Source organism: Salipiger bermudensis, assembly GCF_017309175.1.
Lineage (GTDB): Bacteria > Pseudomonadota > Alphaproteobacteria > Rhodobacterales > Rhodobacteraceae > Salipiger > Salipiger bermudensis.
Window position 1 is genome coordinate 58,314 of record NZ_JAEKJV010000018.1, and the last position, 20,317, is coordinate 78,630.

The 20,317-nt window shown below is 68.2% G+C and carries 18 protein-coding genes; 11 read left to right on the forward strand and 7 right to left on the reverse strand.

Annotated elements, in window-relative coordinates; all coding sequences use genetic code 11:
- Window positions 1-26 precede the first annotated feature (26 nt).
- The 4 genes from JF542_RS19995 (at window position 27) to glmM (ending at window position 4,142) form a co-directional block, all read left to right on the forward strand.
- Window positions 27-656, forward strand: a complete 630-nt coding sequence (locus tag JF542_RS19995; protein WP_207077155.1) for a cell wall hydrolase — start codon at window positions 27-29, stop codon at window positions 654-656.
- A 174-nt stretch (window positions 657-830) separates the two neighbouring features.
- Window positions 831-1,742 carry a dihydroneopterin aldolase gene (locus JF542_RS20000; protein ID WP_207077156.1) on the forward strand — a complete coding sequence of 304 codons (912 nt, stop codon included), beginning with the start codon at window positions 831-833 and terminating at the stop codon, window positions 1,740-1,742.
- A gap of 56 nt (window positions 1,743-1,798) precedes the next feature.
- On the forward strand, window positions 1,799-2,809 hold the full coding sequence (folP, locus tag JF542_RS20005; protein ID WP_207077157.1) for a dihydropteroate synthase: 1,011 nt from the start codon (window positions 1,799-1,801) through the stop codon (window positions 2,807-2,809).
- Window positions 2,799-4,142 carry a phosphoglucosamine mutase gene (gene glmM / locus JF542_RS20010; protein WP_007798289.1) on the forward strand — a complete coding sequence of 448 codons (1,344 nt, stop codon included), beginning with the start codon at window positions 2,799-2,801 and terminating at the stop codon, window positions 4,140-4,142. Before folP ends, glmM begins: the two co-directional genes overlap by 11 nt.
- Before the next feature lie 171 nt (window positions 4,143-4,313).
- On the opposite strand, the gene JF542_RS20015 is transcribed toward glmM, so the two are convergent.
- On the reverse strand, window positions 4,314-4,931 hold the full coding sequence (locus JF542_RS20015) for a DUF2937 family protein (protein ID WP_207077158.1): 618 nt from the start codon (window positions 4,929-4,931) through the stop codon (window positions 4,314-4,316).
- 78 nt (window positions 4,932-5,009) lie between these two features.
- Window positions 5,010-6,347, reverse strand: a complete 1,338-nt coding sequence (gene proS, locus JF542_RS20020; protein ID WP_207077159.1) for a proline--tRNA ligase — start codon at window positions 6,345-6,347, stop codon at window positions 5,010-5,012.
- Window positions 6,348-6,509: 162 nt separating this feature from the next.
- On the opposite strand from proS, the gene JF542_RS20025 reads away from it, so the two are divergent.
- The 5 genes from JF542_RS20025 (at window position 6,510) to JF542_RS20045 (ending at window position 13,822) form a co-directional block, all read left to right on the forward strand.
- Window positions 6,510-7,580 (forward strand): AI-2E family transporter, encoded by a 1,071-nt coding sequence (locus JF542_RS20025; RefSeq protein WP_207077160.1) that lies wholly within the window; start codon window positions 6,510-6,512, stop codon window positions 7,578-7,580.
- Window positions 7,577-8,278 (forward strand): P-loop NTPase family protein, encoded by a 702-nt coding sequence (locus JF542_RS20030; RefSeq protein ID WP_207077161.1) that lies wholly within the window; start codon window positions 7,577-7,579, stop codon window positions 8,276-8,278. The genes JF542_RS20025 and JF542_RS20030 overlap by 4 nt, the downstream gene beginning before the upstream one ends.
- 50 nt (window positions 8,279-8,328) lie before the next feature.
- The gene (locus tag JF542_RS20035) at window positions 8,329-10,503 is read left to right on the forward strand and encodes an RNA degradosome polyphosphate kinase (protein WP_207077162.1); all 2,175 of its coding nucleotides are present in this window, start codon (window positions 8,329-8,331) and stop codon (window positions 10,501-10,503) included.
- 365 nt (window positions 10,504-10,868) lie between these two features.
- The gene (locus JF542_RS20040) at window positions 10,869-12,167 is read left to right on the forward strand and encodes a flagellin (RefSeq protein WP_207077163.1); all 1,299 of its coding nucleotides are present in this window, start codon (window positions 10,869-10,871) and stop codon (window positions 12,165-12,167) included.
- 107 nt (window positions 12,168-12,274) lie between these two features.
- Window positions 12,275-13,822: a Ppx/GppA family phosphatase gene (locus JF542_RS20045; RefSeq protein WP_207077164.1), complete on the forward strand. Its 1,548-nt coding sequence runs from the start codon at window positions 12,275-12,277 to the stop codon at window positions 13,820-13,822.
- Window positions 13,823-13,898: 76 nt separating this feature from the next.
- Here JF542_RS20045 and JF542_RS20050 read toward each other — a convergent pair whose 3' ends face one another.
- From JF542_RS20050 to JF542_RS20060, 3 genes are all read right to left on the reverse strand, one after another.
- The gene (locus tag JF542_RS20050) at window positions 13,899-14,351 is read right to left on the reverse strand and encodes a hypothetical protein (protein WP_207077165.1); all 453 of its coding nucleotides are present in this window, start codon (window positions 14,349-14,351) and stop codon (window positions 13,899-13,901) included.
- Window positions 14,352-14,398: 47 nt separating this feature from the next.
- A complete protein-coding gene (locus JF542_RS20055) occupies window positions 14,399-15,502 on the reverse strand; it encodes a THUMP domain-containing class I SAM-dependent RNA methyltransferase (RefSeq protein WP_207077166.1) in 1,104 nt (367 codons plus the stop codon).
- Between the two features lie 286 nt (window positions 15,503-15,788).
- The gene (locus JF542_RS20060; RefSeq protein WP_007798257.1) at window positions 15,789-16,775 is read right to left on the reverse strand and encodes a quinone oxidoreductase family protein; all 987 of its coding nucleotides are present in this window, start codon (window positions 16,773-16,775) and stop codon (window positions 15,789-15,791) included.
- A 211-nt stretch (window positions 16,776-16,986) separates the two neighbouring features.
- Between JF542_RS20060 and JF542_RS20065 the strand changes: the two genes are divergently transcribed.
- Window positions 16,987-17,841 carry a DUF2189 domain-containing protein gene (locus JF542_RS20065; protein ID WP_207077167.1) on the forward strand — a complete coding sequence of 285 codons (855 nt, stop codon included), beginning with the start codon at window positions 16,987-16,989 and terminating at the stop codon, window positions 17,839-17,841.
- 43 nt (window positions 17,842-17,884) lie between these two features.
- Here the strand turns inward: JF542_RS20065 and JF542_RS20070 are convergent, their stop codons facing one another.
- Entirely contained in the window at window positions 17,885-18,868 is a 984-nt protein-coding gene (locus JF542_RS20070; protein WP_207077168.1) for an NAD(P)H-quinone oxidoreductase, read from the reverse strand.
- Window positions 18,869-18,886: 18 nt separating this feature from the next.
- Window positions 18,887-19,585, reverse strand: coding sequence for a COQ9 family protein (locus JF542_RS20075; RefSeq protein WP_207077169.1), 699 nt, complete (start codon window positions 19,583-19,585; stop codon window positions 18,887-18,889).
- Window positions 19,586-19,703: 118 nt separating this feature from the next.
- Here JF542_RS20075 and rpsU point away from each other — a divergent pair, with 118 nt between their 5' ends.
- Window positions 19,704-19,910: a 30S ribosomal protein S21 gene (rpsU, locus tag JF542_RS20080; RefSeq protein ID WP_005614280.1), complete on the forward strand. Its 207-nt coding sequence runs from the start codon at window positions 19,704-19,706 to the stop codon at window positions 19,908-19,910.
- The last annotated feature ends 407 nt before the right edge of the window (window positions 19,911-20,317 follow it).

Below are 20,317 nucleotides of genomic sequence, written 5' to 3' on the forward strand. Positions count from 1 at the left end.
CTGGGACGTGACGTAAAGAGGGACAGATGATCAAGGCTATGTTTACCGCGCTGGCGCTGCTGGCGACGGCCGCTCCGCTTGCTGCCGAAGTGAAGCAGGACAATATCCGCCGTCTGGTGAAGCTCGAACAGCGCGGGCTCAATACCGCGACCAAAGCACATTTCAACGCGCTCGTCTCGCCCGAAACGCGTCCGGGCGGATTTTCCTACGACCGCGCGTGGCTCGAAAGCCAGCCCAAGGCCAGCGGCGGCGCCCAGTGGGAGTGCCTTGCCGAGGCGCTGTACTTCGAGGCTCGCGGCGAGACCGTGAAAGGCCAGTTTGCCGTGGCCGAGGTCATTCTCAACCGCGTCGACAGCGCAAAGTTCCCGGATTCGGTCTGCAGCGTGATCCGCCAGGGCACCGGCCGGAAATACGCCTGCCAGTTCACCTATACCTGCGACGGCAACCCCGAGCACATCAACGAGCCCCGCGCCTGGGAGCGCGTCGGCAAGGTTGCCAAGATCATGCTCTCGGGCGCCCCGCGCGCACTGACCGGCGGCGCGACCTACTACCACACCACTGCGGTGAACCCGTCCTGGTCGCGCAAGTTCAACCAGACCGCCGCGATCGGCGTGCACCAGTTCTACCGCCCGGATTACCGCATCAGCAGCAACTGACGCGGGCGCGGCGCAAAGCGCCGCTTTCCGGCCCTCGCGCCCGGCCATTCGCTGCGATAGGGTATCGGGCAACCCGCCCGGCCCTCCCCTTCAGGAGGGGTTCGCGCCTCCTGTAACCCTCTCGCGAGAGAAGTGCTGCGGCGGCCCCCTGAAGTCCACATGCGAGGGCCCCTCATGGCCGACGAAATCCGCCTTGCCTTTGCGCACCCCTCCGAGCGCGCCATCGCCACCGAGGGCGAGGCGCCGCGCGACCGCATCTCGCTGCGCGAGCATGTGCGCGAGGTCGAGATTGGCGCCTTTCAGGCCGAGCGCGGCCACACCCAGCGCATCCGTTTCGACGTGGTGGTCGAGGTCACGCCCTCGGGCGGGCCGCTCGATGACGATGTCGACCGCATCCTGAGTTACGACCGCGTCACCGAGGCGATCAGCACCGAGCTCGAGGCCGAGCGTCTCAACCTGCTGGAAACGCTCGCCGAGCGCATCGCCGAGCGCATCCTGCTCGAGCCGCAGGCCATGCGCGCCTTCGTCCGCATCGAGAAGCTCGACCGCGGCCCCGGCGCGCTCGGGGTCGAGATCGTCCGCACGAAGCGCGATTTCGGTGCCCACCTCAACGAGGTGGCACAGCCGCGGCCGCATCCGCGCATCGTCTATCTTTCGAATACCGCCATCGCCTCGGACGCGCTCGCCGGCTGGATCGACGGCTTCGCCGCCGAGACGGCCCCGCTGATCCTCTGCGTCGGGCTGCCGGATCTGGACCGCCCGCAGGCGGGCCACCCTCTGGCGCAGCGCCGCGTCGATCTGCTCGCCATCGAGCAGAACGGCTGGATGCTGGCGGCGCGCGATCCGCGCTGCAAGGTGGTCTCCACCCGCACCGAGCTCGACTGGGCGATGAAGAATGGCCAGATCTGCGTCTGGGCGCCCTCCAAGATCGTGCTCGACGCCACCCAGGGCCCGGCCTCGCGGCCACGCGACTCGGTGGCGCTCGCCGGCTGGTTCGCCGAGCACATGGAGGCCTCCGAGCTGGTGGTGATCGGCGAATCCCTGCCCGAGGACGTCACCGTCCCGGCGCGCGCTGTCACAGTCTGAAACAGCCGGCGACGCCGCTGCTTGCCAATCCCGGCGCGCGGCGTCACAACCCGGTCATGCGAGATTATTACCGCCCCCTCGTCCGCTCCGACGCCCCCCGCCCCGAGGATGCCCTGCCGCTGGCCGGCGGCCCGCGCTGGTTCTCCCATGTCGCCCGACATCGCCGCGACGGCAGCGTCACGCGGATCCACGCCTCCGAGATCCCGGAGGCCGCTCTGGCCCGCCTGACCACGCCGCGCGCGCCGCTTCTCGGGCTCGACATGCGCCAGCCGCAGATCATGGCGATCCTCAACGTCACGCCCGACAGCTTCTCCGATGGCGGGCTCGACGGCTCCAGCACCGAGGCCGCGCTGCGCGGGAGGCGGCTGATGACCGACGGCGCCGACCTTCTGGACATCGGCGGCGAGAGCACCCGCCCCGGCGCCGAAGACGTGGCCCCGGGGGAGGAGATTTCGCGCACCGAGCCGGTGATTCGGGCGCTGGCCGGCGTGCCGATCTCGATCGACACCCGCAAGATGGCGGTGGCGAAGGCGGCGATCCGCGCCGGCGCGGCACTGGTCAACGACGTCTCGGGGCTCACCCATGACCCCGCTCTGGCCGATTTCTGCGTCGAGAACGCCCTGCCGGTCTGCATCATGCACAGCCAGGGCGATCCGCAGACCATGCAGGACGCGCCGTGCTACGACGACGTGCTGCTCGACGTCTACGATTTCCTCGAGGAACAGGTCGAGATGCTCGAGGCCAAGGGGCTCTCGCGCGACAAGATCGTGGTCGATCCGGGCATCGGCTTCGGCAAGACGCAGGCGCACAATCTCGCGCTGCTGAACGGGCTGGCCCTGTTCCATGGGCTCGGCTGCCCGATCCTGCTGGGCGTGTCGCGCAAGGGTTTCGTCGGCCGCATCGGCGACGCGCCCGATCCGAAAAAACGCGCGCCCGGCTCGATCGCGGTGGCGCTCGCCGGGATCGCGCAGGGGGTGCAGATCTTCCGGGTCCACGATGTCGCGGAAACTCGCCAGGCCATCGCGCTGTGGCAGGCAGTCGAAAAGGGAGCAGGCCATGACGCGTAAGCTATTCGGAACCGACGGGGTGCGCGGCACCGCCAACACCTTCCCGATGACCGCCGAGATGGCGCTGATGATCGGCGCCGCCGCAGGGCGCTATTTCCGCCGCGAACAGGGCGGGGTGCACCGGGTGGTGATCGGCAAGGACACGCGGCTGTCGGGCTACATGTTCGAGAACGCCCTGACCGCGGGCCTCACCTCGACCGGCATGAACGTGCTGCTGCTGGGCCCGGTCCCGACCCCGGCGGTGGGGCTCTTGACGCCGTCCATGCGCGCCGATCTCGGCATCATGATCTCGGCCAGCCACAACCCGGCGGATGACAACGGCATCAAGTTCTTCGGCCCCGACGGCTTCAAGCTCTCCGACGAGGCCGAGGCCGAGATCGAGGCGCTGGTCGAGGCCGGCGTGGCCCCGGCACAGGCCGGCAATATCGGCCGTGCCAAGCGCATCGACGACGGCCGCTTCCGCTATCAGGAGCGGCTCAAGGGCACCCTGCCCCACGGCATGCGGCTCGACGGCATGAAGGTGGTGGTCGACTGCGCCAATGGCGCCGCCTACAAGACCGCGCCCGAGGTGCTCTGGGAGCTCGGCGCCGACGTGATCCCGCTCGGCACCTCCCCGAACGGGCTGAACATCAACGACAATTGCGGCTCGACCAAGCCTCAGGCCGCGGCCGAAGCGGTCGTGGCGCATGGCGCCGACGTGGGCATCTGCCTTGACGGCGATGCCGACCGCATCCTGCTGATCGACGAGACCGGCACCATCGCCGACGGCGACCAGATCATGGCGCTGATGGCCGCCCGCTGGGCCGAGGAAGACCGGCTTGTCGATGGCACGCTGGTGGCCACGGTGATGTCGAATCTCGGGCTCGAGCGCTTCCTGACCGGCCGCGGCCTGCGGCTCGAGCGCACCAAGGTGGGCGACCGCTACGTGGTCGAGGCGATGCGCGCGAAGGGCTGGAACCTCGGCGGCGAGCAATCCGGCCATATCGTGATGACCGATTACGCCACCACAGGCGACGGGCTGATGGCGGGGATGCAGTTCCTCGCCGAGATGGTGCGCACCGGCCAGCCCGCCTCGCGCCTGGCGCGCCGCTTCGAGCCGGTGCCGCAACTGCTGCAGAATGTCCGTTTCGCCGCCGGCCAGACGCCGCTCGAGGCGGCCCGCGTGCAGGGCGCCATCGCCGAGGCCGAGGCGACGCTGTCCGGCAAGGGCCGCCTGCTGATCCGCAAGTCGGGCACCGAGCCGCTGATCCGGGTGATGGCGGAATGCGAGGACGAGGCGCTGCTGAGCCGGGTGGTCGAAGGCATCGTCGCCGAGGTCAAGGCCGCGGTCTGACCCGCCCCCTCTCATCAAGCGGCGTGCGCAAGCGCACACAGGTTTCCTGATCGCGGCGTCGGCGTGACGCATCCCCCCGGCGAGACACGAGCGTCCCCCTCCGGCAGCCTCCGGCGGGGAAATTTTTTGGCCAGAAGAAGCCGGGGAAGACGCCCCTGTCTTCTTCTGGCTCTAAATATCCCGGGGTAAGCGCGCCCCGGCGCGCGCAGGGGCAGCGCCCCTGACGGCACGAAGACCGTGTCCGCGCGGCGCCTGGGTGGGGCGGTGCAGCACCGGCTCGACCCGCCGCCCTCTCCCGCGAGGCCTGCGGCGGAATGGCAGGCTCAGCAGGGACAGCAGGAATGCCACCGCAAGCCAGCCGCTGACAAACCCGCTTCCGGCGAAGATCGCGCCTTCCGCCGTCATCGGCACCCCCGGGCGATAGGCCTGCCAGGTGCGCTCGGCGATCTCGGGGTCGGCGAAATGTGCCACCAGGGGCACACGCGACAGCGCGCTCTTGCCCTCGAGTGCCGCGAGATCTCCGGAGAGTCGCGCGTGGCGCGTCAACGTCTCGCGCATGGTCTCGGCACGGGCTGCACCGAAGGCGCCACCAGTGGCGAGCTGTGCGAGGGCCGCCTCCCTGTCCAGGCCGAGCGCCGCGGCATCGCGGTCGAAGGCCTGGACGCTGCGCGCAAGCTCGTCCACCGCCCCGCCGAGGCGCTGGACATATTGCTGGGTGAATTCGGGAAACTGGGAAAACCCTGCCGCACCGGCAATCCCGGCGGCGAGGGCGAGTGCCCGTATGATCATGACTGCCTCCAACGGCCCTCTGCGGGGCCATTGGAGCAGGTTAGCGCGAATCCGCGGCGCTGTCAGGCCCGCCGAAGCTCAGGCGACGCCGTAGATCTCTGCGATCTTCGCAACCGCCGCCTCGGGGGGCAGCTCCTCGCTTTCGCCGGTGCGGCGCGAGGTCAGCTCGACCACGCCGTTCTTCAGGCCACGCGGGCCGACGGTGATGCGCCACGGCAGGCCGATCAGGTCCATCGTCGCGAACTTGGCGCCGGCGCGCTCGTTGGTGTCGTCGTAGAGCGGGTCGAGCCCCAGCGCGATCAGCGCCGCGTGGATCTTGTCGCAGGCCGCGTCCGCCTCGGCGTCGCCGGTCTTGAGATTGACGATGCCGCAATGGAACGGCGTCACGCCCTCGGGCCAGATGATGCCGCGGTCGTCGTGGCTGGCCTCGATGATGGCGCCCAAGAGGCGCGACACGCCGATGCCGTGCGAGCCCATGTGCACCGGCACCTGGTTGCCATCCTTGTCGGAGACCGTGGCGCCCATCGCCTCGGAATACTTGGTGCCGAAGTAAAAGATCTGGCCGACCTCGATGCCGCGCGCGGTGCGGCGGCGCGCTTCGGGGACCTGGTTGAACACCGCCTCGTCATGGGTCTCGTCGGTGCGGGCGTAGCGCGAGGTGAACTCCTCGAGCACCGCCTGGCACTGCTCGACGCTGTCGTAGTCGATGGCGCGGTCGCCGAATTTCAGTTCGGTGATCTCGCTGTCGTAGAACACTTCCGACTCGCCGGTCTCGGCCAGCACCAGGAACTCGTGCGTGTCGTCGCCGCCGATCGGCCCGGAATCCGCGCGCATCGGGATCGCCTGCAGGCCCATGCGCTCATAGGTGCGCAGGTAGCTCACCAGATGGCGGTTGTAGGCGTGCAGCGCGTCCTCTTTCGTGAGGTCGAAGTTGTAGCCATCCTTCATGTAGAACTCGCGGCCGCGCATCACGCCGAAGCGCGGGCGGATCTCGTCGCGGAACTTCCACTGGATCTGGTACATGGTCAGCGGCAGGTCGCGATAGGACGAGACGTTGGCGCGGAAGATGTCGGTGATCAACTCCTCGGCGGTGGGCGTGTAGAGCATGTCGCGGTCGTGGCGGTCGGTGATGCGCAGCATCTCGGCGCCGTAGGCGTCGTAGCGGCCCGACTCGCGCCAGAGATCGGCGGACTGGATCGTCGGCATCAGCATCGGGATGTGGCCGGCGCGGCGCTGCTCGTCGTGGATGATGTCCTCGATCTTGCGCAGCACCTTGTAGCCCAGCGGCAGCCAGGAATAGATCCCGGCGCTGGCCTGCTTGATCATGCCGGCGCGCAGCATGTAGCGGTGGGAGACGATCTGCGCCTCGGCGGGCGTCTCCTTGAGGACGGGCAGGAAATAGCGGCTCAGACGCATGGGGCGGGGCTCCCGGGCTGGAAAACGGTCCGGAATGGCGTATGCGAAGGGCCGCGCAAGAGCAAGGGGCCGTGCGCGGCCCGGCGAGCGCAGCCCAGTCTTGCAAGATCGCGCGCGAGACGCGATGTAGGGACACGTTTTTTCGAAAAGGAATGGCCGATCATGGCGCTGCCGGTGCGGACACAGCTGAAATACTGGGGCATCGCGGCGGCGATCTTCGTCGTCATGCTATGGGTCCTCGGAGACGTGCTGCTGCCTTTCGTCGTCGGCGGCGCGGTGGCCTATTTCCTCGACCCCGTGGCCGACCGGCTCGAGCGGGTCGGCATGAGCCGCGGCATGGCCACGGGCACGATCACCGTGGCGATGATCCTGATCTTCGTCATCCTCGCGCTGGCGGTGGTGCCGGCTCTGGTGCGCCAGACCAGCCAGCTGATCGAGACCGCGCCCGAGCTGTTCCGCCAGCTTCAGGCGTTCCTGACCACGCATTTCCCCTCGATCATGGTCGAGGGCAGCCCGGTGCGCGAGACCCTGGTCTCGATCGGCGAGACCATCCGCGAGCGCGGCGCGCAGCTGATCGACGCGGTGCTGACCTCGGCGATGTCGCTGATCAACATCCTGCTGCTCTTCGTCATCGTGCCGGTGGTGGCGGTCTACATGCTGCTCGACTGGGACAACATGGTGGCCCGCGTCGACAGCCTGCTGCCGCGCGACCACGCACCGGTGATCCGGAAGCTGGCCCGCGACATCGACAAGACGCTGGCGGGCTTCATCCGCGGCATGGGCTCGGTCTGCCTGATCCTCGGCTTCTACTACGCGCTGGCACTGTGGCTGGTGGGGCTGAACTTCGGCCTCGTGGTGGGCGTTGTCGCGGGGATACTGACCTTCATTCCCTATGTCGGCGCCATCGTCGGCGGCGCGCTGGCCATCGGGCTGGCGCTGTTCCAGTTCTGGGGTGAATGGGTCTGGATCGCGGCGGTCGCCGGGATTTTCTTCTTCGGCCAGTTCCTCGAGGGCAATTTCCTGACCCCCAAGCTGGTCGGGGAATCGGTCGGGCTGCACCCGGTCTGGCTGATCCTCGCCCTGTCGGTCTTCGGCTCGATCTTCGGCTTCGTCGGCATGCTGGTGGCGGTGCCACTGGCGGCGGCGCTCGGCGTGGTCGCGCGTTTCCTTGTCGACCAGTATATCGAGAGCCGGCTCTATCGCGGCCTCGAGACGGACGAGGATCAAGGATGATCACACCCGACCAGCTTCCCCTGCCCCTGCCGGTTCGCGCCGCGCTGGGACGCGAGGACTATTTCGTCGGGCAGTCCAACGGGCTTGCGGTGGCGCTGCTCGACAACTGGCAGAGCTGGCCCAACGGCAAGATGGTTCTGGTGGGGCCCTCGGGCGCCGGCAAGACCCATCTCGCGCATGTGTGGGCCGCCGAGACGGGCGCCGCCATCGTGCCCGCCGCGAGCCTTCCGCAGGCCGACATCCCGGCGCTCGCCACGGCGCCGATCTGCGTCGAGGATGGAGACCGCATCGCCGGGGACCGCCCCGCCGAGGAGGCGCTGTTTCACCTGCACAACCTCGCGCTGGCCCAGCGCCAGCCGCTGCTCGTGACCGCCCGCTCGGCGCCGTCGCTCTGGCCGCTGGTGATCCCCGACCTCAAGAGCCGCATGGAAGGCACCCAGACCGCCACCCTGCCCGACCCAGACGACACGCTGCTGGCGGCGGTGATCGCCAAGATGCTCGCGGACCGGCAATGCGTGCCTGCCGCCGACGTCATCCCCTACCTCGTGCGGCACATGCCGCGCAGCTTTGCCATGGCGCGCGCGCTGGTGACGGCGCTCGACGCCAACGCCATGGGGCGGCCCAAGGGCATCACGCGCAGCCTGGCGCGGGACATCCTCGCGAGGCTTGATCCAGGTCAGCGCCCCGAGGCAGAATAATTCCTATGACCGTCACGAACCTGTTTCAAATGGACGCGCATAAGCCCCACATGAGTATCGCAGATTTCCTGAAGGCCCCGCTGCCTGCCCCGACCGAGATGACCGAGCTCGACCTCGAAGGTCCCGGTCGCTTCTACAATCGCGAGCTGAGCTGGCTCGGCTTCAACTGGCGCGTCCTGGAGGAAGCCGAGAATCCGCGCGTGCCGCTGCTCGAAAGGCTGCGCTTCCTGTCGATCTCGGCGGCCAATCTCGACGAGTTCTACACCGTGCGCGTCGCCGGCCTCCGCGAGCTCGCGCATGCGGGCAACACCAATCCCGCCGCCGACGGGCTGACCCCGGCACAGCAGCTGGTCGAGATCAACGAGGATGCCCGCAAGCTGATGGCGCATCAGCAGAAGGTGCTGCACGCGCTCGAGATCGAGATGGCCGCGGAAGGTATCGATATCGTGCCCCGCGACGAGCTCGACGAGGCCGACCGTGCCCATCTCGAGCATGCCTTCCTGACCCAGGTTTTCCCGGTGCTGTCGCCGCTCGCCATCGACCCGGCGCACCCGTTCCCGTTCATCGCCAACATGGGCTACTGCCTCGCAATCTCGCTCGAGCGCAAGCGTGACCGGCGCACCCGCGACGCGCTGCTGCCGATCCCGCACCAGATCGACCGCTTCATGGCGCTGCCCGCGCCCGAGGGCCAGCAACGCTTCATCTTCCTCGAGGATGTGCTGCTGCTCCACATCGAGAGCATGTTCCCCGGCTACCGGGTGAAGGATCACTTCGGCTTCCGCGTGCTGCGCGACAGCGACCTCGAGGTCGAGGAAGAGGCCGAGGATCTCGTGCGCGAGTTCGAGGTGGCGCTGAAACGCCGCCGCCGCGGCGAGGTGGTCCGTCTGACGATGACCGCCGGCGCGCCCAAGGATCTGCGCCGCACCCTGCAGAACGAGCTGCACGTGCAGGATGACGAGGTCATCGAGCTTGACGGCATGATCGGCATCGCCGACGTCAAGGAGCTGGTGCTGGGCAGCCGCCCCGACCTGCTCTGGCCGACCTTCACGCCGCGCGTGCCGGAACGGGTGCAGGACCATGACGGCAACATGTTCTCGGCCATCGCCCAGAAGGACATGCTGCTGCACCACCCCTACGAGACCTTCGACATGGTGGTGCGCTTCCTCAAGCAGGCGGCGCTCGATCCGGACGTGGTGGCGATCAAGCAGACGCTCTACCGCACATCCAAGGACTCGCCCATCGTCGAGGCGCTCTGCGAGGCCGCCGAAGAGGGCAAGTCGATCACCGCGCTGGTCGAGCTGAAGGCGCGGTTCGACGAGGCCGCCAACATCCGCCAGTCGCGCCGGCTGGAACGCTCGGGCGCACATGTGGTCTATGGCTTCCTCGAGTGGAAGACCCACGCCAAGATCTCCCAGGTGGTGCGCCGAGAGGGCGACAAGCTGGTGACCTACACGCACTGGGGAACGGGCAACTACCACCCGATCACCGCCAAGATCTATACCGACCTGTCGTTCTTCACCTGCGACGCGGCGCTGGGGCGCGATGCGGCGAAGATCTTCAACTATCTCAGCGGCTACGCCATGCCCGAGGGGCTGGAGAACCTCGTGATCTCGCCGCATTCGCTCAAGCCCAAGATGCTCGAACTGATCGCCGCCGAGGCCGAGCACGCCCGTGCGGGGCGCCCGGCGCGGATCTGGCTGAAGATGAACTCGCTGATCGAGCCCAACATGATCGATGCGCTCTATGCGGCGAGCCAGGCCGGCGTCGAGATCGACTGCGTGATCCGCGGCATCTGCGGGCTCAAGCCCGGCATCGCGGGGCTGTCCGAGAACATCCGGGTAAAGTCGATCGTCGGTCGCTTCCTCGAGCATTCGCGCATCGCCTGCTTCGGCAACGGCCACGGCCTGCCGCATGACAAGGCGCGGGTGTTCATGTCCTCGGCGGACTGGATGGGGCGCAACCTCAACCGCCGCATCGAGACCGGGGTCGAGATCCAGAACCAGACGGTGAAGGCGCAGATCGTCAGCCAGATCATGGCGGCCAACCTCGCCGACACGGCGCAGAGCTGGGTGATGGAACCCACCGGCAAGTTCAGCCGCCACCCGGTGAGCGAGGGCGAGACGCCGTTCAACTGCCACCGCTTCTTCATGGAGAACCCCTCGCTCTCGGGACGCGGCTCTGCCGGTGCCGGCGACGTGCCGAAACTGACCCACGGCGAGGACTGAGGGTTTCGGACAGATCTCCTGAAGCGCCGGAGCGGTTGTCGCCCCGGCGCTTTTTCGTGGTCGGCCGGATGTCGGTCAAACCGGTCTGCGGGATGCGCGCCCCGCGCCTCGCGCCCCGGAACTGCCCCGAAATCACCACGCTGACACCGCATTCCCTTAGCCCAGAGTTAACCGCCAACGCCCAGTCTACGGGTTGCGTCATGGGGGCGGCGGCGCGGGCGTAGACTGTCTCGGCTTCCGGTCCGGGCGACGCACCGCTTGCGGCGAAATCGCTGCCTCGAATGCCCCGACCCGGGCCCGTCTCGCGTGAACTGCGCGCTTCCCCCGAACAGCCCCGTACAGGCATCCCCGAGAACAGGCACCCCATGTCCAGCATCCTGACCAATGACAGCGCGACCATCGCGCTGATGACCCTGCAAAGCATCAATACCAGCATCGCCGAGGTGCAGACCGAGATCGCCACCGGCCGCCGCGTTGCCGGCGCCGAGGACAACGCCGCGGTCTGGGCCATCGCCAAGACCATGGAGGCCGACGTGCTGGGCTACCGCAAGGTGGCCGACAGCCTCGCGCTTGGCGGCGCCACCCTCGCCGTTGCCCGCAAGGGCGCCGAGACGATCACCGAGCTGCTGACCGAGATCAAGGGACAGGTGGTCACGGCGCAGGAAGAGAATGTCGACCGCGCCAAGATCCAGAACACCGTCTCCTCGCTGCGCGATCAGATCGGCGCCGTGGTCGAGACGGCGCAGTTCAACGGCCTCAACCTGCTGAACAACCGCGACACCGGCGCAGGCTCGGGCAGCGAGGCGGTGCTGGGCTTCCTGCAGCGCGATTCGCTCGGCGTGCGCGGCGTCGACATCAGCATTGGCAAGCAGGACCTCTCGACCGCGCGCCGCGAGATCACCGCCTCGGGCGGCACCTACAGCGGCTCCGAGGTCTCGGCCACGCTCAACCTCACCCGCAGCGCCACGCTCGACGCCAGCGGCCTCACCGTGAGCACCGGCATGGCCTTCTCGCTTTCGCTCTACGGAACCGACGGCGACGGTTCGACCTTCGTGCAGGCTGATCTGCGCACCACCTCCGGCGCCACGCAATCCCGCGCCGAGATGGCCAGCGCGCCGATCTCCTATGTCGCCCGCGATGGCGACGGCATCGGCGATGTGCTCTCGCAGCTGTCGCAGCGCTATGCCAGCTATGCCGCCCGGTCCGGCATCGACAGCTCTGTCCTGCAGGTGCAGGCCTCGGGCAGTTCGCTCGATATTTCTTCCGAGGTCACCACCGCGAGCGACACCATCGCCGTGAAGATCGATACGCTGAGCGCCGATGCCGGCAACACCATCGGCGGGGGGCTGGAACTGCTCGCCGATCTCGATGTCACCACCGCCGACGGCGCCAATGACGCCCTCGCGACGATCGAGGGGCTGCTCGACATCTCCACCAACGCGGCTGCGGCCTTCGGCTCGGACCAGCGACGGCTCGAGACACAGACCAGCTTCAACGACCGCCTGACCGACGCCATGACCTCGGGAATCGGCGTTCTCGTCGATGCGGATCTCGAGGAAAGCTCGGCCCGGCTGCAGGCGCTTCAGGTCCAGCAGCAGCTCGCCATTCAGGCCATGTCCATCGCCAACGGCGCTCCGGGTGTGCTGCTCTCGCTGTTCCGCTGATCCCCCGCGGGAACACTCCCGGCCCCGGCAACGTTGCCCCAATGAAGTGCTTTCGCCGCGCGCCCGAAGCGTGGTAGAGCAAACGCGGACCACAGCCGGGGATGCAGATGGACGGACAGAGCGACTCCGCCCAAGGCGACTGGGGGCCTTTCGGCCGCCCGCTTTTCGAGGATCCGCAGGCCCGCCGCCTGTCTCGTGTGGGTGTCGTCGACATCGGCTCGAACTCTGTGCGGCTCGTCGTCTTCGACGGCGCGGCGCGCAGCCCGGCCTATTTCTACAACGAAAAGATCATGTGCGGCCTCGGCGCGGGCATGCCCGAAACCGGGCGGCTGAACCCCGAGGGCAAGGCACGGGCGCTGTCGGCGCTGGCCCGGTTCCAGACGCTGGCCCGTGGCATGGATCTGCCGCCGCTCACCGCTGTCGCCACCGCCGCCATGCGCGAGGCCGAGGACGGCCCGGCCTTCCGCGCCGAGATCGAAAAGCAGACCGGCCTGAAGATCTGGGTCATCGATGGCGAGGAAGAGGCTCGGCTCTCGGCACAGGGTGTACTGCTCGGATGGCCCGGCGCCAACGGGCTAATCTGCGATATAGGCGGCTCCTCGATGGAGCTGGCCGAGCTCTCCGAGGGCCAGGTCGGCCGCCGCGTGACCTCGCCGCTGGGTCCGCTGCGTTTCAAGGATCTCGAGGGCGGCAAGAAGGCCCGCGAGAAGCACATCGCCAAGCATATCGACAAGCTCGCCGAGGTGATCGGGCAGCGCGACGCGCAGCTCTTCCTCGTTGGCGGCTCGTGGCGCGCCATCGCCCGCATCGACATGGAGCGCCGCGGCTACCCGCTGCACGTTCTGCACGAATACCGTATGGACAAGGATGCGGTCGCGGACACGCTGAAATTCATCGAGAAATCCGATCTCGAGGCGCTACGCGGCGCCTGCTCGATCTCTTCGGCGCGGATGAGCCTCGTGCCCTATGCCGGCGAGGTGCTTGGCCGACTCATCGAGACCTTCTCGCCCGCCGGCATCGCAATTTCGTCCTACGGCATCCGCGAGGGCCTGCTCTACGAGCAGATGCCGCAGAAGCTGCGCGACCGCGACCCACTGGTCGAGGCCTGCCGCTTCTCCGAGGCCAAGGATGCCCGCCTGCCCGGCTTCGGCAAGAAGCTCTACCGCTTCGTCGCGCCGCTCTTCGCCAATGCCGGCCCGGAGCGCACGCGCATCGTCAAGGCCGCCTGCCTGCTGCACGACGTGAGCTGGCGCGCCCATCCCGACTACCGGGCGCAGACCTGCTTCGACAACGCCACGCGCGCCAATCTCGGCGGCCTCACCCACCCCGAGCGGGTGTTTCTCGGCCTCGCCCTGCTGCACCGGTACAAGAACAAGCGCGAGGGGCTGTTCGAGGCCTATTACGCGCTGCTCAGCGACGAAGAACTGCAGGAGGCCGAGGTGCTCGGCAAGGCGATGCGCTTCGGCTCGATGCTGTGGATGTCGGATGTCAGCAAGGAAGACGGCGCCTCGCTCGGTTGGGACGGCAAGGCCAAGCGCCTGTCGCTGCGGATGGCACCGGATGTGGCGCCGCTCTATGGCGAGGTCGCCGAATCGCGCTTCAAGTCGCTGGCACGCGCCCTGAACGCCGAAGATATGCAGGTCGAGATCGACTGAGCTGTCCTTGTCCCAACGCCGATGGTCCAATTGCAGATCGTCTTGATCCCATGCCAGGGCGCGGCGCGACCTTGGCTCAGAGCTCGATCTCGCCGCCCCGCTCTCGATCCGGCGGCGTCCCGTCGAGCGGCGGCAACTCGCGGTCGCGTTCGGGCCAGTCACGGTCGCGCGGCAGGATCCCGTCGTCGTCGCGCTCCAGCGGCTCGCGGCGGCGCAGGATGATGTCACCATTCTCAAGCATTTCCGGCGGGTGATAGACCGACCAGTCCTTCACCTTGCCCATCAGATCCTGCAGCGCCGGGCCCATCTCCTCGCCGAAGCTGCGCAACGCCGGCTGCATCTCTCCGGCAAGGTCTTCGAGCTCGCGCAGGGCGGGATCGAGCTCGCCCATCAGCCCCTCGAAGAACATCTGGGCGCCGCGCTTCATCAGACCGCCTCCATCCTCGGGCGCCTCCTCTCCGGCGTCCTGTGCGGTGACGGGCATGGCCAGCAGACTGGCCGAGAGGCAGAGGGCAGCAAGCGTTTTCATGCTCTTCAATATAGGGCGAAGAGCGATTCTGAGAAGAGGCAGAGGCGTCAGAGCGCCTCGGTACGGTAGAGCCGGATCTTCAGCGAGCCATGCGCCACCGGCGGTCCCGGCGGCAGAAACGGCAGCCCGGTCTCGCGCGCCAGCCCCGGCTCGGAGGTCACGATGCCCACCCGCCAGCCGCGGAAGCGTTGCATCAGCACCTCGCCCAGGCTGCGATGCAGCGCGTGCAGCGGCCCCGGCTTGCCGATCCGCGCGCCATAGGGCGGGTTCACCATGACCAGCCCCGGCGGCCCCTCGGGCGGCTCCAGCGCGCTGACAGGCTGGCAGGTGAAGCGGGTGATCTCCGTCACCCCCGCCCGCTCGGCATTGGCCGTGGCCGAGCGCACCGCGCCGGCATCGCGGTCGAAGCCGTGAAAGCGCAGGGCCGTCTCGCCGGGCGCCTGCGCCGCCTTGAACGCGGCCCAGTCCACGGCATCGAACCCGGCGAGCCGCTCGAAATCGAAACCGCGCGTGCGGCCCGGTGCCAGCCCGGCGGCGATCTCGGCGGCTTCCAGCACGAAAGTGCCCGAGCCACACATCGGGTCGAGCACCGGTTCCTCGCCGCGATAACCGCATTGGCGCAGGAACAGCGCCGCCAGCGTCTCGCGCATCGGCGCCTTGCCCACCGCCTCCTTATGGCCTCGCCGGTGCAGCGGCGCCCCGGAGGTGTCGACCGAGAAGGTCACGAGGTTGTCCTCGATGCGTACCAGAAGCCGCACCCCGTCATCGCCCGGCGGCGCGCCGAGCGTCTCGGTGATCGCGGTCTCGACCCGCTGCTTCGCGGCGCCCGCGTGATAGATCTTGGACTTGCGGCTCACCGCCTCGACCTTGAACGGCTGGTCGGCCCGCAGCACATCGCCCCAGGGAAATTTCCGCGCCCGCTTGTCGAGCTGCGCCAAATGCACCGCGGGAAACCCGCCGATCCGCGCCAGTACCCGCGCCGCGCCCCGCAGGCACAGGTTGGCGCGCCACACCTCGGGCCAGCCACCATCGAAGGCCACGCCGCCCGCCGCCGGCCGCAACGGCCCGAACCCCGCCGCCTTGGCCTCTGCCGTCAGCGCCGCCTCCAGCCCCGGCGCACAGGCCAGGAAGATCTCGAATGTCTCGTCCATGCCGCCCGCTTAGCGCCTTTTTCCGCCCGCGACGAGTCTCTGCATGATCGCGGCCCGCCCGGCCACAGGTGGCAGCACGGCTGGCAGCCTCGGACGCCTCCGGCGGGAGTATTTTTGACGAAGAGAAGCCAGGGGCACGGCGCTCCTTGTCTTCTCTGGTTTCCAAATACCTCGGGGGTGGATTGGCGCACAGCGCCAAGAGGGGGCAGCGCCCCCTGACCTCCCGGACCCGGCGGAGACGGGACCGGGCAAGGCCTGCGCGCGCCGCAAGGGGCGCTCCTTCAGCTCACTCCAGCGTCAGGATGGTCTGGCCGGTGGTGCGGCGCGCCTCCAGCACCCGGTGCGCCTCGGCGACATCCTCGAGCGGGAAGCGCTGGTCGATGCGGATCTTGACCTCGCCCGACGAGACCTTGCCGAACAGCATTCCGGCCATCGACTGGCAGGTGCCATGGTCGGCGATATGGGTGAACAGGGTCGGGCGCGTCACCTTGAGCGAGCCCTTCTGTGCCAGAACGCCGAGGTTGAACGCGTCGACCGCACCAGAGGCGTTGCCGAAGGAGATCATCATGCCAAGCGGCTTGAGGCAGTCGAGCGAGCCCTCGAAGGTCGCCTTGCCGACCGAGTCCATCACCACGTCGACACCCTTTCCGTCGGTGAGTTCACGGACCTTCGCGACCCAGTCCTCGGTGGCGTAGTTGATGCAGGCATCCGCTCCGTGCTCCATCGCCAGCGCGCATTTCTCGTCCGAGCCGGCGGTGCCGATCAGCCGGATGCCCTCGGACTTGGCCCACTGGCAGGCGATCAGCCCGACACCGCCCGCGGCAGCGTGGAACAGCACCGTGTCGCCGGCCTGAAGCGGCGTCGTGCGGTGGAAGAGATACTGCACCGTCAGCCCCTTCAGCATCATCGCCGCGCCCTCCTCGAAGGAGATCGCGTCAGGCAGCCGGCAGACCTGCGCCGCGGGCATCACCCGCGCCTCGCAATAGGCGCCCGGAGGGGCTGCGGCATAGGCGGCGCGATCGCCGACCTCGAGATGCGCGACGCCCTCGCCCACCGCGTCGATCACACCGGACGCCTCCATGCCGAGCGCATGCGGCAGCGTCATCGGGTAGAGACCCGAGCGCTGGTAGCAGTCGATGAAGTTCAGCCCGCAGGCCTTGTGCCGGATGCGAACCTCGCCCGGCCCCGGCTCGCCGACCGGCCAGTCCGCCAGCTTCAGCGCCTCGGGGCCGCCGTGTTCCTCGATGATGACCGTACGTGCCGTTCCCGCCATGGGATCCTCCTCTGTTCGCGCATCGTTTGGCGCCGAGACTGCGTCGGTGCGGCTCCGGGCACAAGGCCCCAAAGCCGCAGCGACAATCGCTTGTGAACGCCCATGGCCGCAAACCATGGTACACTGCCGAGACATGGCGCCGGCAGGTCCGGCCCCGCGCGTTTCCGGCCGGACCTCTCCTGGCGCTGCACATGCCAGAGGGAGGAGACCCATGTCCCACACGATCGGAAACCCGCTGTCCTGGACAGCACAACGCCTGAACGATGCCGGCCATCACCTCGCCGCGAGCAGCCGCGAGCTTGGCAGCGATCAGGCGGAAACCCCCGAGGTCCGCAACATGGACCTCTCCGACATCAGCGCCGCACTCAAGGAGGGCTGGGAAGATTTCAAGGCCTGCCGCAGTGATGTCATGGCGCTTGTGCTGGTCTACCCGGTGGTCGGCCTCGTCCTCATGGGCATCGGCCTGCACATGGCGCTGCTGCCGATGCTGTTCCCGCTGGTTGCGGGCTTCGCGATCCTCGGACCCGTCGCCGCGGTCGGGCTCTACGAGATGAGCCGGCGGCGCGAGATGGGCGAGGTGCCGCACTGGGGTCACGCCGTCGCGGTGATGGGCTCGCCGGGCTTCGGCGCGCTCCTGGTGATGGGGATCTACCTCGCGGCACTCTTCGTCATCTGGCTGCTGACCGCCGCCGAGATCCATGCCATGACCATGGGCGCCGCGATGCCAGAAACCTTCTCTGGCTTCCTCTACCAGCTCTTCGGCACCTCGGGCGGCTGGTGGATGATCCTTCTCGGCTGCGGCGTCGGCGCGGCGTTTGCGCTGGTCGCGCTGGCCACCTCGGTGGTGTCCTTCCCGCTGGTCATCGACCGCCATGTCGGGGCGCCGATGGCGGTGGCCACCTCGATCCGGGTGCTGAAGAGCAACCCGATGGTGGTACTGTGCTGGGGGGCCACCCTGGGCATCCTGATGATGCTCGCGGCCATCCCGCTGCTGCTGGGGTTCATCGTGGTGCTGCCTGTGCTTGGCCACGCCAGCTGGCATTTCTACCGTCGCGCGGTGGTCTGACGCGCCTCATCCGGCGTGGGGTCGCGCCCACGCCGGACAGCGCTCAGGCGACCTTCAGGACGATCTTGCCCACATGCGCAGAGCTCTCCATCCGCGCATGGGCCTCCGAGGCCTTCTCGAGCGGGACCTCGGAATCCATCACCGGACCGATCCGCCCGGCATCGAGCAGCGGCCAGACATGCTCGCGCAGCGAGGCCGCGATGCGCGCTTTCGCCTCGACGCTCTGCGGGCGCAGGGTCGAGCCGGTGATGGTCAGCCGCCGCACCATCAGATGCACGAAGTTCAGTTCGACCTTCGGCGCTTGCAGGAAGGCAATCTGCACCAGCCGGCCATCGTCGGCCAGCGTCTTGACGTTGCGCGGGATGTAATCGCCACCCACCATGTCGAGGATCAGATCCGCCCCGCCCTCGGCTCGCAGGACCTCGACGAAATCCTCCTCGCGGTAGTTGATCGCGCGCTCGGCCCCCAGTGACAGGCAGGCGGCACATTTCTCCGCCGATCCGGCGGTGGCGAAGACCCGCGCGCCCATCACATGCGCCAGCTGGATCGCCGTCGTGCCGATGCCCGATGAGCCGCCATGCACGAGAAAGCGCTCCCCGGCCTTCAGCGCCCCGCGCTGGAACACGTTCGACCAGACGGTGAAATAAGTCTCGGGCAGGCAGGCCGCCTCGCGCAGGCCCATGCCCTCGGGCACCGGCAGGCAATGCGCCGCCGGTGTGACCACGTATTCGGCATAGCCGCCGCCCGGCAGCAGCGCGCAGACCGCGTCGCCCACCGCGGGCCAGGTCACCCCGGGCCCCACCGCCGACACGGTGCCCGAGGCCTCGAGCCCCGGCAGGTCGCTGGCGCCGGCGGGCGGCGCGTAGCGGCCCGCCCGCTGCAGGGCGTCGGGCCGGTTCACCCCGGCCCAGGCCACCTGGATGACCACCTCGCCATGTCCCGGTTGCGGCACGGGCCGGGTGGTCGGGCGCAGCACCTCCGGCCCGCCGGGCTCGGAGATCTCGACGGCGCGCATCGTGTCAGTCATTCGGTCTTCCCTGTTCTGTCAGCGCGGGGCGGTCCAGCCGCCCGGCAGATCGTTTTCCCGCACGGCGCGCGGCGCCCGGATGGAGCCCAGCACCTTCTCGGGGCCCGCGAAGACGCGCTTCAGCAGCGGGTTCTCGCGCACCTTCGCCTTGGTCTTCTCGAAGCGCATCACGTCCTCGATGCGACGGTCGAGGAACTCCCACGTGGCCTGGTGGTCAAGCGAATCGTCGCCCAGCCAGTAGAGCACCGTCGAGGAATAGACCCCGCTCAGCGTCGCCCGCTTGCTGTACCAGTTGAAATCGCGCGCGGTGTCACCAAGCACGGTCCAGATCCGGTCGGAGGTGCCCCAGATCAGCTTGGCCCCGTCGGGGGCATAGATCGGCAGGGCAAAAAGCGTGGTGCCGCGGCGCACCGCCTCGCGGTCCTTGACCACTTCGAGCCGGGTGCGCACCGCACGGGTCACCTTGTCCCGGTAGCGCAGCGGCGCGCCGTCAGCCGCCTTGTCCATCTCGGCCAGCGCTGCCACCATGGCATCGTCGCCACGCTTGTGGAACGCCACCGCGAGATCGACCCGCCCGCGCGGGAACAGGCCGCGCGCCACTACCGGATCCATCCCGGCATCGGCGACCGCGGCGCGGAACGTTGTCTCCGACCAGCCATCGAAGGCAACATGGTTCAGCGCCGCATCCAGCAAGCGCCCGGCTGCATCGTCCGTCATGGGCCTCTCCTTCGACTCAATAGAGTTTCTAGACCCTAGACAATTTAGCCCGGCCTTGCTATACGGCCACCTCCTGCAATTCCTTGCAACTCAAACTTAGAAAGGTGGTGAAAACCACATGCAGGTTAGTGTTCGCGACAACAATGTCGATCAGGCGCTCCGTGCCCTGAAGAAGAAGCTGCAGCGCGAAGGCGTGTTCCGTGAAATGAAGCTCAAGCAGCATTTCGAGAAGCCGTCCGAGAAGAAAGCGCGCGAGAAGGCCGAGGCCATCCGCCGTGCCCGCAAGCTGGCGCGCAAGAAAGCCCAACGCGAAGGTCTCCTCTGAGGCATCCGCACCGGGTTTTCCGGCTCAGGTCAGGCAGCTGACCTTCCAACACAAGAACTCGACGACCCCCGGGGCCCTGCCTTTCGGGGGTTTGTCTTTTTTGGCCGGTCAAGAGCGCGGCCCTGGCCCGTCGGACGGTTTCGCACGCCTGTGGCAAGGGCCACGCTCTTGACCGGCGCGGCACTGGCGGAACAGGCCGGCCAGCCTCCGGCGGGAGTATTTTTGACGAAGAGAAGCCAGGGGCGCAGCGCTCCTGGCTTCTTTGGTTCAAAAATACCTCGGGGGTGAATTGGCGCACAGCGCCAAGAGGGGGCAGCGCCCCTTCCCGTCTCCACCGCCCGACATCCATCCTGACAAAACGCAAACGGCGAGGGCCGTGGCCCCCGCCGCTGCGGTCGTCTCATGTG